This is a genomic window from Roseovarius sp. MMSF_3359, assembly GCF_030733385.1.
Classification (GTDB): Bacteria; Pseudomonadota; Alphaproteobacteria; order Rhodobacterales; family Rhodobacteraceae; genus Roseovarius.
In genome coordinates, this window is the sequence record NZ_JASHJC010000005.1 from 228,238 (window position 1) to 245,882 (window position 17,645).

Annotated in this window: 11 protein-coding genes; 5 read left to right on the forward strand and 6 right to left on the reverse strand. The window is 59.6% G+C overall.

Features of this window, described 5'->3' with window-relative positions:
* Window positions 1-38: 38 nt before the first annotated feature.
* The 5 genes from RBB29_RS09655 to RBB29_RS09675 all read left to right on the forward strand — a co-directional run bounded on the left by RBB29_RS09655 (window position 39) and on the right by RBB29_RS09675 (window position 9,484).
* Window positions 39-6,308 carry a HAMP domain-containing protein gene (locus RBB29_RS09655; RefSeq protein WP_306114855.1) on the forward strand — a complete coding sequence of 2,090 codons (6,270 nt, stop codon included), beginning with the start codon at window positions 39-41 and terminating at the stop codon, window positions 6,306-6,308.
* On the forward strand, window positions 6,305-7,150 hold the full coding sequence (locus RBB29_RS09660; protein ID WP_306121136.1) for a protein-glutamate O-methyltransferase CheR: 846 nt from the start codon (window positions 6,305-6,307) through the stop codon (window positions 7,148-7,150). The genes RBB29_RS09655 and RBB29_RS09660 overlap by 4 nt, the downstream gene beginning before the upstream one ends.
* An 11-nt stretch (window positions 7,151-7,161) precedes the next feature.
* A complete protein-coding gene (locus tag RBB29_RS09665; protein WP_306121137.1) occupies window positions 7,162-7,725 on the forward strand; it encodes a chemotaxis protein CheB in 564 nt (187 codons plus the stop codon).
* Entirely contained in the window at window positions 7,722-8,882 is a 1,161-nt protein-coding gene (locus RBB29_RS09670) for a response regulator (protein ID WP_306114858.1), read from the forward strand. The genes RBB29_RS09665 and RBB29_RS09670 overlap by 4 nt, the downstream gene beginning before the upstream one ends.
* A 146-nt stretch (window positions 8,883-9,028) precedes the next feature.
* Entirely contained in the window at window positions 9,029-9,484 is a 456-nt protein-coding gene (locus tag RBB29_RS09675; protein ID WP_306114859.1) for a response regulator, read from the forward strand.
* 85 nt (window positions 9,485-9,569) lie between these two features.
* On the opposite strand, the gene RBB29_RS09680 is transcribed toward RBB29_RS09675, so the two are convergent.
* The 6 genes from RBB29_RS09680 to RBB29_RS09705 all read right to left on the reverse strand — a co-directional run bounded on the left by RBB29_RS09680 (window position 9,570) and on the right by RBB29_RS09705 (window position 17,636).
* Complete coding sequence (locus RBB29_RS09680; protein WP_306114860.1) at window positions 9,570-10,628, reverse strand: sn-glycerol-3-phosphate import ATP-binding protein UgpC; 1,059 nt, start codon at window positions 10,626-10,628, stop codon at window positions 9,570-9,572.
* 10 nt (window positions 10,629-10,638) lie between these two features.
* Entirely contained in the window at window positions 10,639-11,490 is an 852-nt protein-coding gene (gene ugpE / locus RBB29_RS09685; RefSeq protein ID WP_306114861.1) for a sn-glycerol-3-phosphate ABC transporter permease UgpE, read from the reverse strand.
* Window positions 11,490-12,371 carry a sn-glycerol-3-phosphate ABC transporter permease UgpA gene (gene ugpA / locus RBB29_RS09690; protein ID WP_306114862.1) on the reverse strand — a complete coding sequence of 294 codons (882 nt, stop codon included), beginning with the start codon at window positions 12,369-12,371 and terminating at the stop codon, window positions 11,490-11,492. The genes ugpE and ugpA overlap by 1 nt, the downstream gene beginning before the upstream one ends.
* Before the next feature lie 75 nt (window positions 12,372-12,446).
* Complete coding sequence (ugpB, locus tag RBB29_RS09695; protein WP_306114863.1) at window positions 12,447-13,748, reverse strand: sn-glycerol-3-phosphate ABC transporter substrate-binding protein UgpB; 1,302 nt, start codon at window positions 13,746-13,748, stop codon at window positions 12,447-12,449.
* A gap of 199 nt (window positions 13,749-13,947) precedes the next feature.
* A complete protein-coding gene (locus tag RBB29_RS09700; protein ID WP_306114864.1) occupies window positions 13,948-16,032 on the reverse strand; it encodes an FAD-dependent oxidoreductase in 2,085 nt (694 codons plus the stop codon).
* 116 nt (window positions 16,033-16,148) lie between these two features.
* Window positions 16,149-17,636 (reverse strand): heme biosynthesis protein HemY, encoded by a 1,488-nt coding sequence (locus RBB29_RS09705; RefSeq protein ID WP_306114865.1) that lies wholly within the window; start codon window positions 17,634-17,636, stop codon window positions 16,149-16,151.
* Window positions 17,637-17,645: the final 9 nt, after the last annotated feature.

Here is a 17,645-nt window from a genome sequence, read left to right on the forward strand (position 1 = left end):
CCCGGAGAGTACGCGGAGATTAGCGACAGGGGATTAAATTGGCGACATCTAAGAAACCCGTAGCAGAAACACCGCCCGAACTCGACTACCGGGCGATCCTGACAATGTTGACCGCGCTGAAACGCGGCGAGTTCTCCAAACGGGTGCCGGAGGGGCTTACAGGTCTCGAAGGTAAGGTCGCAGATGCACTGAACGACCTGGCGGAGATGAATGAAGTCTTTGCCAACGAGATCACCTCTATGGCGGAATCAATCGGAAACGGGCGATTCAAGACCCGCATTTCCAAGGCGCGCCGGCGCGGGGGATGGTCCGCGGGGATTGATGGCGTCAACGAAATTGCCAATGAGCTTGCCGGTCATGCCAACGGGATCGTGACGGTTGTGGGATCGGTTGCCAAGGGTGATCTGCGCCACAAAATCGACATCGACGACCGCGACGAACCCCTTGCGGGGGACTTCCTGCGCCATGCCAAGGTGGTCAATTCGATGGTCGACAAGCTCGATGAGTTTGGCACCGAAGTGACGCGCGTCGCACGCGAGGTTGGCGTTGACGGCAAGCTGGGCGTGCAGGCCCATGTCAAAGGGGTGTCGGGGGCGTGGAAGGACCTGACGGACAACGTGAACCTGATGGCCAACAACCTAACCAACCAGGTGCGCGACATTGCGCAGGTGACCACGGCGGTGGCCCAGGGCGATCTGTCGAAGAAAATTACCGTTGAGGTCCGGGGCGAGATCCTGGAGCTGAAGAATACGATCAACACCATGGTGGATCAGCTTGGATCCTTCGCGGACGAGGTGACCCGCGTGGCCCGCGAAGTCGGGACGCAAGGTGTGCTGGGCGGGGTGGCCGAGGTACGCGGCGTCGCCGGTACATGGCGCGACCTGACCAACAGCGTGAACCAGATGGCCGACAACCTGACCAGCCAGGTACGCAACATCGCGGAAGTGACAAATGCGGTGGCGCAGGGCGACCTGACAAAGAAGATCACCGTGGACGCGCGCGGTGAGATCCAAGACCTCAAGAGCACGATCAACACCATGGTGGATCAGCTTCGGTCCTTTGCGGACGAGGTGACCCGCGTGGCGCGCGAGGTGGGGACCGACGGCGTGCTTGGCGGGCAGGCCGAGGTGCGCGGCGTGTCGGGGACATGGCGCGAATTGACCGAAAACGTGAACTCCATGGCCAACAACCTGACCGATCAGGTGCGCAACATCGCCGACGTTGCCACCGCGATTGCCGAGGGGGATCTGTCGCGCAAGATTACCGTGGATGCGAAGGGTGAGATCCGGACCCTTAAGGACACGATCAACGCAATGGTCGACCGGTTGCAGGGGTTCCAGTCCGAGGTGACCCGCGTGGCCCGGCTGGTGGGTACCGAAGGCACGCTTGGCGTGCAGGCCGAAGTGCGCGACGTGTCGGGCGTCTGGCGCGAACTAACCGAAAACGTGAACCAGATGGCCACCAACCTGACCGATCAGGTGCGCAATATCGCGGAGGTGACGACCGCCGTGGCGAATGGCGACCTGTCGCGCAAGATCACCGTGGAGGTGCGCGGTGAGGTCAACCAGCTCAAGCAGACGATCAACCAGATGGTGGATACGCTCAATGGTTTCGCGTCGGAAGTGACACGGATGGCGCGCGAGGTGGGGACCGAGGGGGTTCTTGGCGGGCAGGCCGAGGTCCGCGATGTGGCCGGTATCTGGCGCGAATTGACGAACAACGTGAACCAGATGGCGAACAACCTGACCAACCAGGTGCGTAACATTGCCGAGGTGGCGCAATCGGTGTCACAGGGCGACCTGTCGCGCAAGATCACGGTGGATGCGCGCGGCGAGGTGCTTGGGCTCAAGGAAACCGTGAACTCGATGGTGGACCGGCTGAACTCCTTCGGGGCGGAGGTCACGCGGCTTTCGCGCGAGGTGGGCGTGGATGGCAAACTCGGCGGGGTGGCCGAGGTCGAAGGGGTGCGCGGCCTCTGGAAAGAACTGACCGACAACGTGAACCTGATGGCCACGAACCTTACCGATCAGGTGCGTGACATTGCGGACGTGACGACGGCGGTGGCGCAGGGTGACCTGTCGCGCAAGATCACGGTGGAAGCCAAGGGCGAAATCCTCGAACTGAAGAACACGATCAACGTCATGGTCGATCAGCTTTCGTCGTTCTCGTCAGAGGTGACGCGGCTTGCGCGGGAGGTGGGCCTTGAAGGCAAGCTCGGGGGGCAGGCCGAGGTGCGCGGGATTTCGGGGACATGGCGTGAGCTGACCGATAACGTGAACCTCATGGCCACCAACCTCACCGATCAGGTGCGCAACATCTCGCAAGTAGCAACCGCGATTGCGCAGGGTGATCTTGAGAAGACAATCGTTGTGGATGCGCGGGGCGAGGTTCTGGACCTCAAGAATACGGTCAATACGATGGTGGACCGGTTGCGGCAGTTTGCCGGCGAGGTGACGCGGGTGGCGCGGGAGGTGGGGACCGAGGGCAATCTTGGCGGACAGGCGCGGGTGGAAGGTGTGGAGGGCACCTGGCGCGACCTGACCGATAACGTGAACCTGATGGCGAGCAACCTGACCGCGCAGGTGCGCGACATCGCCAAGGTGACCACGGCGGTGGCGCAGGGTGATTTGAACCAGAAGATCACTGTGGAAGTGCGCGGTGAGATTCTTGAATTGAAGAACACGATCAACGTCATGGTCGATCAGCTTTCGTCCTTCGCGGACGAGGTGACGCGGGTGGCGCGGGATGTGGGGGTCGAGGGGAAACTCGGCGGGCAGGCGGATGTGCGGGGTGTGTCTGGCACCTGGCGCGACCTCACCGACAACGTGAACCTCATGGCCGACAACCTCACCAACCAGGTGCGCGACATCGCGCAGGTGACCACGGCGGTGGCGCAGGGCGATCTGTCGAAGGAAATCACCGTGGAGGTGCGCGGTGAGCTTCTTGAGCTGAAAAACACGATCAACACGATGGTGCAGCAACTGTCGTCTTTTGCCGATCAGGTGACGAAACTCGCCAGCGACGTCGGCACCGAAGGCATTCTTGGCGGGCAGGCACAGGTGGATGGCGTGTCGGGCATCTGGCACTCGCTGACCGAGAATGTGAACTCGATGGCGCGGAACCTGACCGAACAGGTGCGGGGCATTGCGACGGTGGTGACCGCGGTGGCCGACGGTGACCTGAACCAGATTATCACGCTCGAGACCAAGGGCGAGGTGGCGACCTTGGCCGACACGATCAACGGCATGATCAAGACCCTGTCGACCTTCGCCGACGAGGTGACAAACGTGGCCCGCGATGTGGGTATCGAGGGAAAACTGGGCGGGCAGGCGGACGTGCCGGGCGCGTCGGGCACGTGGCGCGACCTTACCGACAACGTGAACGAGTTGGCCCGGAACCTGACCAACCAGGTCCGCGCAATCGGCGAGGTGGCAACTGCGGTGACGAAGGGCGATTACAGCCAATCGGTACAGGTCGAGGTTCGTGGCGAGATTGCCCTTCTGAAAGACAACGTGAACCAGATGATCTCGACCCTGTCGGATTCGACTGCGATCAACGAACAACAGGACTGGCTCAAGACCAACCTGGCGGCCTTCACGCGGATGCTGCAGGGCGAGCGTGATCTTGCGACCGTGGCGCAGAAGGTCATCAGCGAACTGGCCCGCGTGATCGACGCCCAACACGGCGCCTTTTACCTTGCCGAGACCGTGGACGAGGAGGTGCGCCTGAAGCTGGTGGCGTCCTATGCCTATCGCAAGCGCAAGAATGTCGCGAACGAATTCAAGCTGGGCGAAGGCCTCATCGGGCAATGCGCGCTTGAGAAGCAGTGGATCGACGTCCTGACGGTGCCCGAGGATTACATCCAGATCAATTCGGGACTGGGCGAGAAATCCCCGACGAACATCCTGGTCAATCCGGTCATCTATGAGAACGAAGTCAAAGGTGTTGTCGAACTGGCATCGTTCCACGAGTTTACCGATATCGAGCGGAGTTTCCTTGAGCAGTTCTTCGAAACACTCGGCACGATTATCATCAGTATCGAATCCGGTCAGCGTACCGAAGAGTTGCTGAAGCAATCGCAGCGCCTGACCGAGGAGTTGCAGAACCAGCAAGAGGAACTGCAGCAGACCAACGAGGAGCTCGAAGAAAAGGCCCGCGAGGTCACGAAACAGAACGAAGAGGTTGAGCGGAAGAATATCGAGGTCGAAAACGCTCGCGCCGAATTGGAAGAGAAAGCGAAACAGCTTTCCCTCACATCGAAATACAAGAGCGAGTTCTTGGCGAACATGTCGCATGAATTGCGTACGCCGCTGAACAGCCTTCTTATCCTGTCGCAGCAGCTTGCCGACAACCCGGACAAGAACCTCAACACCAAACAGATCGAACATGCCAAGACCATCTTCAGCTCGGGTCGCGATTTGCTCTCGTTGATCAACGAGGTGCTCGACCTGGCGAAGGTGGAATCGGGGACGATGGCAATCGAAGTCGCCGACCTGGGTCTCGATTCCCTGCGTCAGCGGATCGAACAGAGCTTCAACGCGATTGCGCAGGACAAGAAGCTCAAGTTCGAGATCACCTTCGGCAAGGACCTGCCGGAAGCGATCAAATCGGACGAGAAACGGTTGGTGCAGGTTCTGCGCAACCTTCTGTCCAACGCCTTCAAGTTCACCGAAACCGGTTCCGTCAAACTATCGGTCGATCTGGTGAAAACCGGGTGGCGCCATTCCATTGCCGCGCTCAACAATGCCGAGAAAGTGATCTCATTCGCCGTCACCGATACCGGGATCGGAATCGAAAAGGACAGGTTGGGTGTGATCTTCGAGGCCTTCCAGCAAGCCGATGGTGGCACGAGCCGCCGGTATGGCGGTACCGGTCTGGGCCTGTCGATCAGCCGCGAGATTGCCAACATGCTGGGCGGCGACCTGATCGTCGAAAGCACGGCGGGCGAAGGGTCGACCTTCACGCTCTTCCTGCCGACGCAGATGGATCAGGCACCATCACTTGCGGAACAGGTTGACGAGATCGAGGACGCCGAGATTGTCCCCGAACCAAAGACCAAAACCAAACCTCCTGCGAAGTCCGCCAAGAAGGCCAAGTCCGATCTTGGCGATGACCGGAAAAAGGTTGATGAAAACAGCCGCACCCTGCTCATCATCGAGGACGATCTGTCTTTTGCCAAAATCCTCATGGACCGGGCGCGCAAACATGACTTCAAGGTGCTGGTTGCGGGTACGGGTCAGGATGGTCTGGCGATGGCGCAGCAATACAAGCCCGATGCCATCACGCTGGACCTTCACCTGCCCGACATGCACGGATGGGTGATCCTTGACCGTCTCAAGCATGACCCCGAACTGCGGCACATCCCCGTGCATGTCATGTCCGTGGACGAGGATGTCGAGCGGGGCCTGCAGTTCGGTGCCATTGACGTCGTGCGCAAGCCGCTCGATCCCAAGGCGTTGAACATCGCGATCGAGCGTATTTCCAACTTTGTTGACCGCAAGGTGCGCAACCTGCTGATCGTCGAGGATGACAAGGTACAGCGACAGGCGATTGTTGACCTGATCGGCAACAGCGATGTCGTGTCCCATGGCGTCAAGAGCGGCGAAGAGGCGCTCAAAGTACTGAAACAGAAGCAGTTTGACTGCATGGTCATCGACCTCAAGCTGCCGGGCATCAGCGGGTTCGAATTGATCCAGCACATCCGCGATGACGAAACGCTCGCGAAGCTGCCGATCGTGATTTACACCGGCAAGGAATTGTCGCGCCGCGAGGAGACCCGCCTGAGGAAGCTCACGGACAGCATCATCGTCAAGGGCGTCAATTCGCCGGAGCGTCTCCTGGATGAAACGGCATTGTTCCTGCATCGGGTCGAGGCCAACCTGCCCGACTCCAAGCAGAAGATCATCCGCGAGCTTTACCTGACCGATCCGGCATTGGCGGGCAAGAAGGTCCTGATTGTCGATGATGACGCGCGCAATATCTTTGCCACCACCAGCATCCTTGAACGCTACAAGATGAACGTCGTGAATGCCGAAAGCGGTCAGGACGGCATCAACCTGCTCAAGAGCACGCCGGATATCGACCTGGTGCTGATGGATATCATGATGCCGGAAATGGACGGCTACCAGGCGATGCGCAAGATCCGCAAGATGAAGGGCTTCAAGTCACTGCCGATCATTGCCCTGACCGCCAAGGCCATGCCGGAAGATCGCAGCAAGTGCATCGAGGCCGGTGCATCGGACTACATCGTCAAGCCGGTCGACGCACCGCAGCTTGTCTCGCTGATGCGGGTCTGGTTGTACAAATGAGCAAAAAAGGAATGACCTCCACCCGAAGTGATATACAGGACATAGAGACCACCCTCCTGCTGCAGGGCATCCAGCAGACATATGGATACGATTTTCGCGAATACGCCCGCGCAAGTGTCATCCGGCGGCTCAGGAAATTCATGCGCGATCATGATCTTCCCACGGTCTCTGCCCTGCAAAACCGCGTCTTGCACGACAGTGCCGCCATGTCGAAACTTGTCGACACGCTTTCGGTGAATGTCACGTCGATGTTCCGTGACGCAGAATTTTACCAGGCCTTGCGGAAACATGCGATCCCGCGCCTGCAGACTTATCCCTATCTCCGGCTGTGGGTGGCGGGGTGTTCGACCGGCGAGGAGGCCTATTCATTGGCCATCCTGCTGCATGAAGAGGGGCTTTTGGAGAAAAGCCGGATCTATGCGACGGATTTTTCCGACAAGAACGTGCAACGGGCCAAATCCGGCATCGTCGCTTTGAAATCCATGAAGACCAACACCCAGAACTATATCCGCGCAGGCGGGCACCGGGATTTTTCCGAATACTATTCGGCGAAATACGGTCAGGTGATTTTCAAGAAATTCCTCTCCGAAAAGATCTCGTTTGCGCAACATAACCTGGTCACCGATCAGTCGTTCAACGAGTTTCACGTGATCCTGTGCCGGAACGTGATGATCTACTTCAACAAGAAGCTCCAGGAACACGTGATGCATCTCTTCAACGACAGCATCGCACCCCTGGGCTTCTTGGGATTGGGCGTGAAAGAGGCGATTTTCCCGACCAGTTTTCGGAAGCTCTATTCCGAACACGGGGATGGCACACGACTGTTTCAATTAGTGAACTGATGACGCATCCGATGATCTGTATTGGGGGGTCAAGCGGCAGTATCGAGGTTCTCCACGATATTCTGGCGGGCCTGCCCAAGACCTTCCCAGCCCCGGTGACAATCGTCCTGCACAGGCACCGGGACTCGCAGGAGACGCTTTTGCGCCTGCTCAGGAGCCCGGGCATGCCGGCGATTATCGAACCCTATGACAAAGAGGTACTTTCAAGCGGTGCTGTCTATCTTGCGCCGCCAAACTATCACATGCTGGTGGATGGTACCGCAATCAGCCTGTCGGTAGATCCGCCAATTCGCCATGCCCGGCCAAGTATCGACGTCCTTTTCGGATCGGTGGCGCGATCCTATGGTCCGCGTTGCATTGTCATCATTCTCAGCGGAGCGAATAGCGACGGCGCCCGCGGGGCGGCATGTATCCATCGCCGCGGCGGCCGGGTTCTCGTGCAAGACCCGGCAACGGCTGCCTCTCCGGTCATGCCACAAAACACCTTGCAGCATGTACCGACGGCGCGGGTGTTATCTCCGGCCGAAATCGGCGCTTATCTTCTGAAATTCCTGGCACCGGAGAGGCCGACATGACCGACGCACAACCCAAGCCTCGCATCCTGGTCGTCGATGACGATGCCGGGTCGCGCACGGCCGTCAAAGCGGTTCTCGACGATCTCGATATCGACGTTGTCGAGGTGGAATCGGGCGAAGATGCCCTGCGCGAGGTCCTGCGTCAGGATTTCGCGATGATCATCCTTGACGTGTGGCTCACGGGGATGAACGGTTTTGAGACCGCGCAGGCCATTCGCGAAAGAGAGCTGTCGCGTGAGATCCCGATTATTTTCCTGACCGGTCACGAACAGGCGGAGCTTCAGGTCAACCGAGGCTATGACCTCGGGGCCGTGGATTACATGCTCAAACCCATCGTGGTCGAAAGCCTCCGGGCCAAGGTGAAATTCTCCGTCAAGTATCACCTCGAAATCCTGAAGGTCCGGGAAAACGAAAAGCTCCAGACAGCCTCCCGCAAGCTGGCGGCGCTGGTCTCGGAACTGGAGCGGTCGAACCGGGCGCTGGACGAGTTTGCGTATATCGCCTCGCACGACCTCAAAGAGCCCCTGCGCGGGATTGCGATCAACGCGAATTTTCTTCTGGACGAAGAGATCACCGATCCCGTGCGCAAAAGAGGCGAGCGGATTGTCGAGTTGAGCATGCGCATGGAGCGCCTGATTGCGGATCTGTTGCGGTTTTCCCGGCTCGGGCGCGACGAGAACGTGGATCAGATCGTGAATGTCGCGGAGGTCATCGAAAAGAGCCGCGACCTCTTTGAGGAATTCAAGGACGGTGACAAGACGCAACTGGTCGTCGAGACGCCTTTGCCGGATGTAAAAGCCGATCCCGCACGTGTCCTCACAGTGTTTCAAAATCTGATGTCCAACGGTTTGAAATACAACCAGTCAAATCCCAAGATCATCCGGGTCGGTTTTGCCGATCAGATCGTGATGGATGGTGGGCCGCTGTCGAACGTCTTCTATGTCAGCGATAACGGGATCGGCATCGACGCCCGGTACCATGAGAAGGTTTTCGAGATTTTCACCCGGTTGAACGCCGAAAGCAGCTTTGGCCAGGGGACGGGCGCGGGCCTTGCCTTCGTGCAGCGGATCATCGAGGAGCAAAAGGGCGACCTCACCATTCGTTCCGCCCCGGGTGAGGGATCCACCTTCTATTTTCCCCTTCCGATGGCGGGATAGTAGCCCGTTCGATTGCACTGCACCCCCCGAAAACACCAGGGCGATCAGGGATCGAACCCGCCGGAAATCGCGCCGCTCTCTGGAAAATTAACTTTTGGTTTAGCCGGAAATGGCATGCTTCCGGATCAATCAAGGGACATTCATTCATGTCAAGGGACGACACGCCGCCGGTTGTTCTTGTTGTCGAGAATAATGATGACGATTTCGAAGCGTCTGAAGTTGCGTTCCGGCAACGTCAGGACACGCCCATCAAGGTCGTCAGGTGCACATCCGGACGAGACGCGCTCGACTATCTCCTGGCGGAGGGTCCTCATGCGCCGCCGAATGACGGGGTGCGACCGGGTTTCATTCTGCTGGACCTGAACCTGCCGGGGATGAGCGGTCGCGAAGTGCTGATTCAGATCAAGAAAAACCCGGCGCTTCGGATCATCCCGGTCATCATCATGACCTCATCCACGGATCAGCGCGACGTTGACGAATGCTACCGGCACGGCGCCAACGCCTATGTCAAAAAGCCGATGGACCTCAAAGAGTTCTTCAAGGTCATCTTCTACCTGCAGCAGTTTCTGTTTGATGTCGCCATCCTGCCGGTCGCCGACTGACGCTTATCGGCGTTTCGTTGAGACGACGTCGCACCATTTTCGTTTGCGCCGTCGATGAAAGGCCAAAAAGCCTTAATACCCTGGCTCAGGTCACCTCGATCCGGGTGCCCTTTTCGGCATCAAAAAGGTGGATGTTCCGGGGCTCAAACCCAAAGGACATGGCCGTGCCCGGAGATGACGTGACATGGCCGGGCAGGCTTATGACGATCTGATCGTCGGTACCCTCCAGAAGTCCGTGCAGCAACGTGTTGGCGCCCAGTTGTTCCAACAATTCGACACGAACCTTGATCGGACCGGCCTCATCCGCCACGAGATGTTCCGGCCGCAGCCCAAGCGTGACCTGCCCCGAAACAGGGGCGGTGACGTCGATCGCGGCCCCGTTGCCGAGGGTCAGCGATCCGCTCTGCGCCGTCGCATTCAGGAAATTCATCGCCGGACTGCCGATGAAACCGGCCACAAACACGGTCTGCGGGCGGTCATAAAGCTCGATCGGCGTGCCGAATTGCTCAACATATCCACCGTTCAGCACCATCAACCGGTCGCCCAATGTCATCGCCTCGACCTGATCGTGGGTGACATAGATCGAAGTGACCCCGAGCCGTTGTTGCAGCTTGCGGATTTCAAGGCGCATCTGCACCCGGAGCTTGGCATCGAGGTTTGAAAGCGGTTCATCAAAGAGGAAAACCTGCGGGTCACGCACAATGGCCCTGCCCATAGCCACCCGCTGCCGCTGCCCGCCGGAGAGCTGCCGTGGCTTGCGGTCGAGATAGGGCCGGATTTCGAGGATATCGGCGGCCTCTTCAACGCGGCGGTTGATCTCGTCCTTGGAAATCCGGCGAATCTTGAGGCCATAAGCCATGTTCTGCCGCACACTCATATGCGGATAAAGCGCGTAGTTCTGGAATACCATGGCGATGTCGCGGTCTGCCGGTTCAAGGTCATTGACCCTCTTGTCGCCGATGCTGATCTCGCCGGAGGTCACCGTCTCAAGGCCCGCCACCATGCGCAGCAACGTGGATTTGCCACAGCCCGACGGGCCGACGATCACGATAAACTCGCCGTCCTCGATCTGCCCGTCGATATGGTGCAGCACCTCCGTGTCGCCATAGGCTTTGACCAGTTCTTTGAGGGTGATGGACGCCATGGTTCTCTGCCTATTTATCTGTCTCGGTCAGGCCCTGCACAAAGAGCCTTTGCATCGCGATCACCACGAACACCGGCGGGATCATCGCCAGCAGCGCGGTCATCATGATGATGTTCCATTGCGGGGATTGTTCCGCCGCCTCAAGCATTTGCTTGATGCTCATCACGATGGTGGTCATGTCGGTATCGGTCGTGATGAGAAGCGGCCAAAGATACTGGTTCCAGCCATAGATGAAGAGGATCACGAAGAGCGCCGCGATATTGGTGCGCGAAAGCGGGATCAGGATATCCCAGAAAAACCGCATCGGCCCTGCGCCGTCGATCCGCGCGCTTTCCAGCATTTCGTCCGGGATGGTCAGGAACACCTGCCGGAACATGAAGGTGGCCGTGGCCGAGGCGATGAGCGGGATCGACAGGCCCCAATAGCTGTTGAGCATGCCCAGATCGGCCACCACCTCGAAGGTGGGCAGGATGCGGACCTCCACCGGCAGCATGAGGGTGATGAAGATCATCCAGAAGAAACCCATGCGGAAGGGGAACTTGAAATAGACAATCGCAAAGGCCGAGATCAGCGAAATCGCGATCTTGCCAAAGGCGATCAGGAGCGCCATCGCCAGGGAGTTCAAGAGCATCCGCCAGACCGGTGCGACCTCGGTCCCCGACAGGCCGCCGCCGAAAAGCGTTTGTTTGAAGTTCTCCCAGAAATAGGGGCCCGGCAGCATCGGGATCGGGGCTTGTGTCATGCGCACCGCGTCGTGCGAGGCTGCCACAAAAGTGATCCAGATCGGCAGCGCCACGATGGCCACGCCGAGGATCAAAACGAGATGCGTAATGAGGTTCAGAACGGGGCGATTTTCGACCATCAGTATTCCACCTTCCGTTCGACATAGCGGAACTGGATCACGGTCATGGCGATCACCAGGATCATCAGGATCACCGATTGCGCCGCCGATCCGCCGAGGTCGAGGCCGACGAAACCGTCATTGAAGACCTTGTAGACCAGGATCGTGGTGGCATTTGCCGGACCACCTTGGGTCACCGCGTGGATGATCCCGAACGTATCAAAAAACGCATAAACCGCGTTGATGACCAGCAGGAAGAAGGTGGTGGGTGAGACCAGTGGAAAGATCAGATCCCAGAACCGGCGCACCGGTCCGGCACCGTCAATGGCGGCGGCCTCGATGACCGAGCGCGGGATGGATTGCATCGCGGCGAGATAGAAGAGGAAGTTATAGGCGATCTGTTTCCACGCCGCGGCAAAGATCACCAGCGTCATAGCCTGCTTGCCGTTCAGATAGTGGTTCCAGTCCACCCCGACCATGTCGAGCAGGAAGGGAAAGATGCCAAGCGTCGGGTTGAACATGAATACCCAGAGCGCGCCCGCGAGGACCGGGGCGACCGCATAGGGCCAGATCAGCAGGGTGCGATAGGTGGTTGCCCCGCGCACGACCCGGTCGGCGAAACCCGCGAGGATAAGCGCGATCGACATCGACAGGACCGCCACCGCAAAGGAAAAGAACATCGTGCGCCAGAAGGTCGCCAGGTATTGATCGTCGCCAAAGAGCAGTTGGAAGTTCTCGAACCAGACGAACTCCGTCGACAGGCCAAAGGCATCTTCGATCAGGAAGGATTGATAGATCGCCTGGCTGGCGGGCCAGATGAAAAAGACAAGCGTGATCAGGATCTGCGGCGCGACCAGCAGATAGGGCAGCAGGGACGCCGGAAAATGGACCCGTTTAAGCATCTGAGGTGAGATTGTCCGTCATTGACTTTGACGGCCCGGCGATCCTGACCGCCGAGCCGTACTTTTCCGCGGTGATCAGTTCGCGGAGCGTTCGAACTTGCGCAGCAGGGCGTTCCCGCGTTCGGCGGCAGCATCAAGCGCCTCTTGTGCGGTTTTGTCCCCGGCCCAAAGCGCCTCCATCTCTTCGTTGATGACATCGCGCACCTGCACAAAATTGCCGAAACGCAGCCCGCGCGAATTCGGCGTCGGCTCGTTCAGGCTCAGTTGCTTGATCGCGGTGTCGGTACCGGGGTTGCTGTCGTAGAACCCTTGCGTCTTGCTCAACTCATAGGCCGCGGTGGTGATCGGCACATAGCCGGTCTCCTGGTGCCACCAGGCCTGCACTTCGGGCGAGGAGAGATAGGTCATGAACTTGGCCACGCCCTTGTACTCCTCGTCCTCATGTCCGGCCAGCGCCCAAAGCGTGGCCCCGCCGATGATCGAGTTCTGCGGCGCATCGGCCACGCTTGTGTCAATCGGCAACATGGTCTGACCGAATTCGAACTCGGCCTGCGACTTGATCGAGCCATAATAGGCCGACGAGTTCATCCACATGCCGCATTCGCCATTGGTGAACATCGGCAGGCTGTCACCGCGACGACCGCCATATTTGAACAGGTTGTCCTTGCTCATTGCCGCCACGTTATCGAGACGCGCGGCAACTTTGTCGTTGTTGAAGGTGAATTCGGTGTCGAACCCGGCAAAGCCGTTCTCCTTCGTACCGAGGCCAATATCGTGCCAGGCCGAATAGTTTTCGATCATCACCCAGGATTGCCAACCGAAGGAGAGGCCACATTCCATGCCGCTGTCGACCAGCGCCCGTGCGGCCTTTTCAACGTCTTCCCAGGTCTCGGGCGGGGTCACACCGGCGGCCTCAAGCGCGTCGGCGTTATACCACAATACCGGCGTGGAGCTGTTAAACGGCATCGACAGCAATTCGCCCTCCGGGGTCTGGTAATACGAGATCACCGCGGGCAGGTAGTCGGACTTGTCGAAGGCTTCGCCTGCGTCGTTCATCAGGGTTTCAATCGGATAAATCGCACCTTCGGCAGCCATCATCGTCGCTGTGCCGACCTCGAACACCTGCACGAGGTGGGGATGCTCTTTGGCGCGGAAGGCGGCAACCGCAGCGGTCATGGTTTCGGTATAATTGCCCTTGTAGCTGGGGACGACCTTGTAGTCGGACTGACTGGCGTTGAAATCCGCGGCGATCTTATCGACCCGCTCGCCGTTGGTGCCGCCCATCGCATGCCACCATTGAATCTCGGTCTGAGCAAATGCCACGCTGGCGCTGACGGCCAAAGCGGATGCACTCATAGATAGAATCGTCCAGTTCATGTCAGTCTCCCGTGTTGTTTCCCATGGATCATCAAGCAGCGTTTGCGATAACTCAAGCGAAAAGCCGTAGCAGTTTTGTAACTTCAGACAATGCGTCGATGTCGCTGTTCGGTGTATATTTGGGCGCCGGTCGTGGGAAACTTGGACTCATCACTTGGATGATCCGGGGTCGGTGCATGCTGACACAGATCACCCAACACTAACGGCGTGGCCGGTCCTTGTCTGCGAGGTCGATCAACTCTCGGCTGAAAATCTGCCGCGCAACCTCATCCGGGTCACCCTCGAAATTGCGCGCGGCCATGTGACCGGCATAAACCGCATCGGCGATCAGACCCGGTTGCGCCGCGTCCCCGATCAACTCCAGCGTCCTGAACGGCGTGCCGTCCGCATCCTGTCGTCGCTGCAACGCGTCAAAGAGCGCGACCTCGCGCTGCCGTTCGGTCACCAGCACCACCGCGGCACAGGGAAGAGACGTCTCGGCCCCGGAATAGGTGCAAGCGACGTCGCAGGACGATGCCCCGATGGCAGTCACGGCGTGATTTGCCATGATCCTGACGCCCCGCGCGATCAGGGATTTCTGAATGCGGGTCTGTTCCAGCGTGTTTTCCGTCCATGGCGAGACAATGGGAGATGGCGTCACCAGAGTCACCTCGTGTCCCGCCACGCTCAGATGATCGGCCAGCACGCCGCCAAGGTAGATCTGATCGTCGTCATAAATCACGACTGGGCCGCATGTGGGGAGGTGCCCTTCCATGATATCATCCGGTGTCAGGATCGCCATCCCCTCGGCCATCGGCAGCGGTTTGCGGCGATGACGGCCGACGCCATCGCGCCGCCACCGCGCGCCCGTCGCCACAAAGACGTTGGGGATGCCAAGGCCCACGATATCATCGGCAGTGAGCGCACTTTCCCGATAGATCGAGACATTTGCACGCTGTTGCAGGTCATGGATCCGATGATCCGCGACCCGCTTCCACGCCCCGAGGCCGTGCAGCCCGGCCTCCCGCGCGGCGCGGCCGCCAAGTTGGCCGGTACCCTCCGCCAGGGTCACCTCATAACCGCGTTTTGCCAGTTGCATGGCGCATTCAAGGCCCGCAGGCCCTGCGCCGACCACCAATGCGGCGTCTTCACGAACCTTGGGGGCGATTTTCTCGGGATGCCAGCCACGCCGCCATTCCTCGCCCATGGTCGGATTCTGGGTGCAGCGGATCGGGATGCAGAGATTGTCGCAGGACACGCAAATATTACACCCGATACATTCGCGGATCTCGTCGATCCGTCCTTCTTCGATCTTCCGCGGCAGGAACGGATCAGCAATCGAGGGCCGCGCGGCACCGATGAAATCCAGAACACCCTTGCGGACCAGCGACGCCATCATGTCCGGTGAGGTAAACCGCCCGACCCCCACGACCGGCTTGGTCGTCACCTGTTTGACGAAGTCGATATAGGGGTTCTGATAACCCTCGTTCGGCTCAAAACGCGAGGTGGCGGAGTCGTTGGACCAGTCCGAGACATTCACATCCCAGAGATCCGGCATTTCAGCCAACATCTCCACCACGGCGCGGCCTTCTTCCGCCGCCTGCATGCCGTCGCTTCCACTCATCTCATCGACCGCGAACCGCATGGCGATGGCGCATGTGTCGCCGACCGCCTCGCAAGTCTCCTCCAGCACTTCGCGCAGGAGCCGCACACGGTTTTCCAATGACCCGCCATATTCATCCATCCGGTCGTTCAGGTCCGGCAGGAGGAAATGATGCAAGAGTGTCATGCGATGCCCGGCATAGACGTAAACGATATCGAACCCCGCGTCCCTGGCTCGCCGCGCGGCGTCGCGATGCCATTGGCGGAAGGCGCGAATGTCGGATTTGTCCATGGCGCGGGCCTGCCGCGGGCTTAGGCCATGAACGACCGCATCAGACGGGGCCAGGATCGGGGCGCGAGTGACCTGATTGGCGACGTGATAGCCGTTATGGGCCAACTCGATTCCCGCCAGCGATCCGGCCTCGTGGATCGCCTCCGTCACCAGTTGCAAAGGCGGCAGGTCGTTATCGTCCCACAGCCGATGCTCGGGAAAGGGTGACAGATCCGATGTCGGGTGGATTTCAGTTTCCTGATTGCACACCACGCCCCAACCGCCCTCGGCCTTGATCCGGCGTAACGTCGCCTCGGCCTGCGGATGCAAATGTCCCATCCCGGTACAATGCGGCACCTGATAAAACCGGTTTTTGGCGGTAACAGGGCCGATTTTCACCGGTTCGAACAGGATGGAATAGGGGTCATTCATGGGGTGGCAGCCTTTGGGAAAACCTGACCAAAGACTGACCAAGTGCCGGTGCGCCTGTCAATCGCCTCGACCGCTGCTGTCCGCGGCTCCCGCCCGATTTGGCGCGTGGCAACCGCCTATTGCTTGACGGTCTCGACGTCTTCTTCATCGACCAGTTCGGCATCCGGCACATCGGGATCCGACACCGGCACGGTATTGTCTTCGCCCTCATCGCCGGTCTGATCTTCGATGGCCCCCACGATCAGCGGCAACATCTCGACCCCGGTCGAACTGCTCACCGGTGCCGCGGGCGGCGCGGTACAACTCAGCGTATCGAAGGACTGGCAATTGTCGCAGGCTGGCACCCACTCCGCGTGGATATGATGGCAATTGTCGCAGACCCATTGCGGTCCCCGCGGCGCCGACAGCGCCCGCGCCAGCCACCCTTTGACCACCGCGTCGGACGCGCCCTCACCCCGTTCGACCGCCGCCATGATCGTCAAGGCGCGGGCATCCGGATCCACCTCGGCCAGATCCCCAAGCGCCCGGCGGGCGGCGGGGAAATCCTCGGCAGCGATATGAAGCTCCGCTTCGAGCAGTTTGGTCTCACGGTCTTCAGGGTGGGTCCTGAGCAGTTTAGCAAACCGCTTCAGCCGTGCCTGCGGCGTCTCATCCGGCTCTATTTCAGCGAAAACCGCGGCCAGGTCCGGGTGCGGCCGGGCATCCCATGCCTTCTTGATGACCCGCGCGGCGTATCTGTTTGACCCTTTTTCGATATACCCCCGCGCGGCCAGAACGGCGGCGGGGATCAGGTCGGGCGACAAACGATTGGCTTCGATCGCGGCTTCGCGGGCCTCGATATCGTTCCCTTCGTCCAGGATATCGCGCGCCTCGGAGAGCGCCAGAACCGCATCGCGCCGCTTGTGCACATCGCGCGGCAGCGTGCCATGTTTGAGCTTGGCGTTGAGCGTCTTGCGCGCGCCGGTCCAATCTTCGTTCTGCGCCTGGAGGGTGAGCAGTGTATCCTGGATCTCGGCATGTTTCGGCTTCAGCGCAAAGGCCGTCTCAGCCAGTTTCAACGCCGTGTCCGTGTCGCCATCGGCAAGTTTCTGGCGCAGGATCCCACGCACACCCACAAACCGCGTCCGTTCGTTTTTCAGCAGCCGCTTATAGACCTCTTCGGCCTTGCGCCGGTTGCCAGACATCTCCGCGGCCTGCGCGGTAATCAGGTTGGTCAGCTCCGGTTTGCGCAGATAGCGTTCCGCGCGGCTGGCCTTGGACATGGCCAACTCCCCCTCGCCAGAGGCAAGCGCCATCATGCCATCGGACAAGGCCTGGTAGCCCTTTTGCTGCCGGTTACGGTCGAAATACCGCGAAATTGCGGTTTCGTCGCCGTTGATGAACCGCAGGACCGCCACCAGAAGAGAGGCCAGTTTCAGGAAAACCCAGATCGCGACAATCAGGGCCAGAAGGGCAACAACGGCGGTGATCGGTGTCAGGTTCAATTCCTGCCCGGCCATCACGATCCGGACGCCCCCTTCAAGCTCCAGCAGGTAACCCGCGCCAAAGGCCGCTGCCGCGACAAGGGCAATGAAAACAACTATCTTGGTAATCGACCACAGCATTACGCTTGC

Bases quoted from the DNA above. Each gene is read 5' to 3' on its own strand.
- RBB29_RS09700 (WP_306114864.1), bottom strand. From the start codon at position 16,032: ATGAATGACCCCTATTCCATCCTGTTCGAACCGGTGAAAATCGGCCCT.
- RBB29_RS09680 (WP_306114860.1), bottom strand. From the start codon at position 10,628: ATGGCGTCCATCACCCTCAAAGAACTGGTCAAAGCCTATGGCGACACG.
- RBB29_RS09675 (WP_306114859.1), top strand. From the start codon at position 9,029: ATGTCAAGGGACGACACGCCGCCGGTTGTTCTTGTTGTCGAGAATAAT.
- ugpE (WP_306114861.1), bottom strand. From the start codon at position 11,490: ATGGTCGAAAATCGCCCCGTTCTGAACCTCATTACGCATCTCGTTTTG.
- RBB29_RS09665 (WP_306121137.1), top strand. From the start codon at position 7,162: ATGATCTGTATTGGGGGGTCAAGCGGCAGTATCGAGGTTCTCCACGAT.
- RBB29_RS09705 (WP_306114865.1), bottom strand. From the start codon at position 17,636: ATGCTGTGGTCGATTACCAAGATAGTTGTTTTCATTGCCCTTGTCGCG.
- ugpA (WP_306114862.1), bottom strand. From the start codon at position 12,371: ATGCTTAAACGGGTCCATTTTCCGGCGTCCCTGCTGCCCTATCTGCTG.
- RBB29_RS09670 (WP_306114858.1), top strand. From the start codon at position 7,722: ATGACCGACGCACAACCCAAGCCTCGCATCCTGGTCGTCGATGACGAT.
- ugpB (WP_306114863.1), bottom strand. From the start codon at position 13,748: ATGAACTGGACGATTCTATCTATGAGTGCATCCGCTTTGGCCGTCAGC.
- RBB29_RS09660 (WP_306121136.1), top strand. From the start codon at position 6,305: ATGAGCAAAAAAGGAATGACCTCCACCCGAAGTGATATACAGGACATA.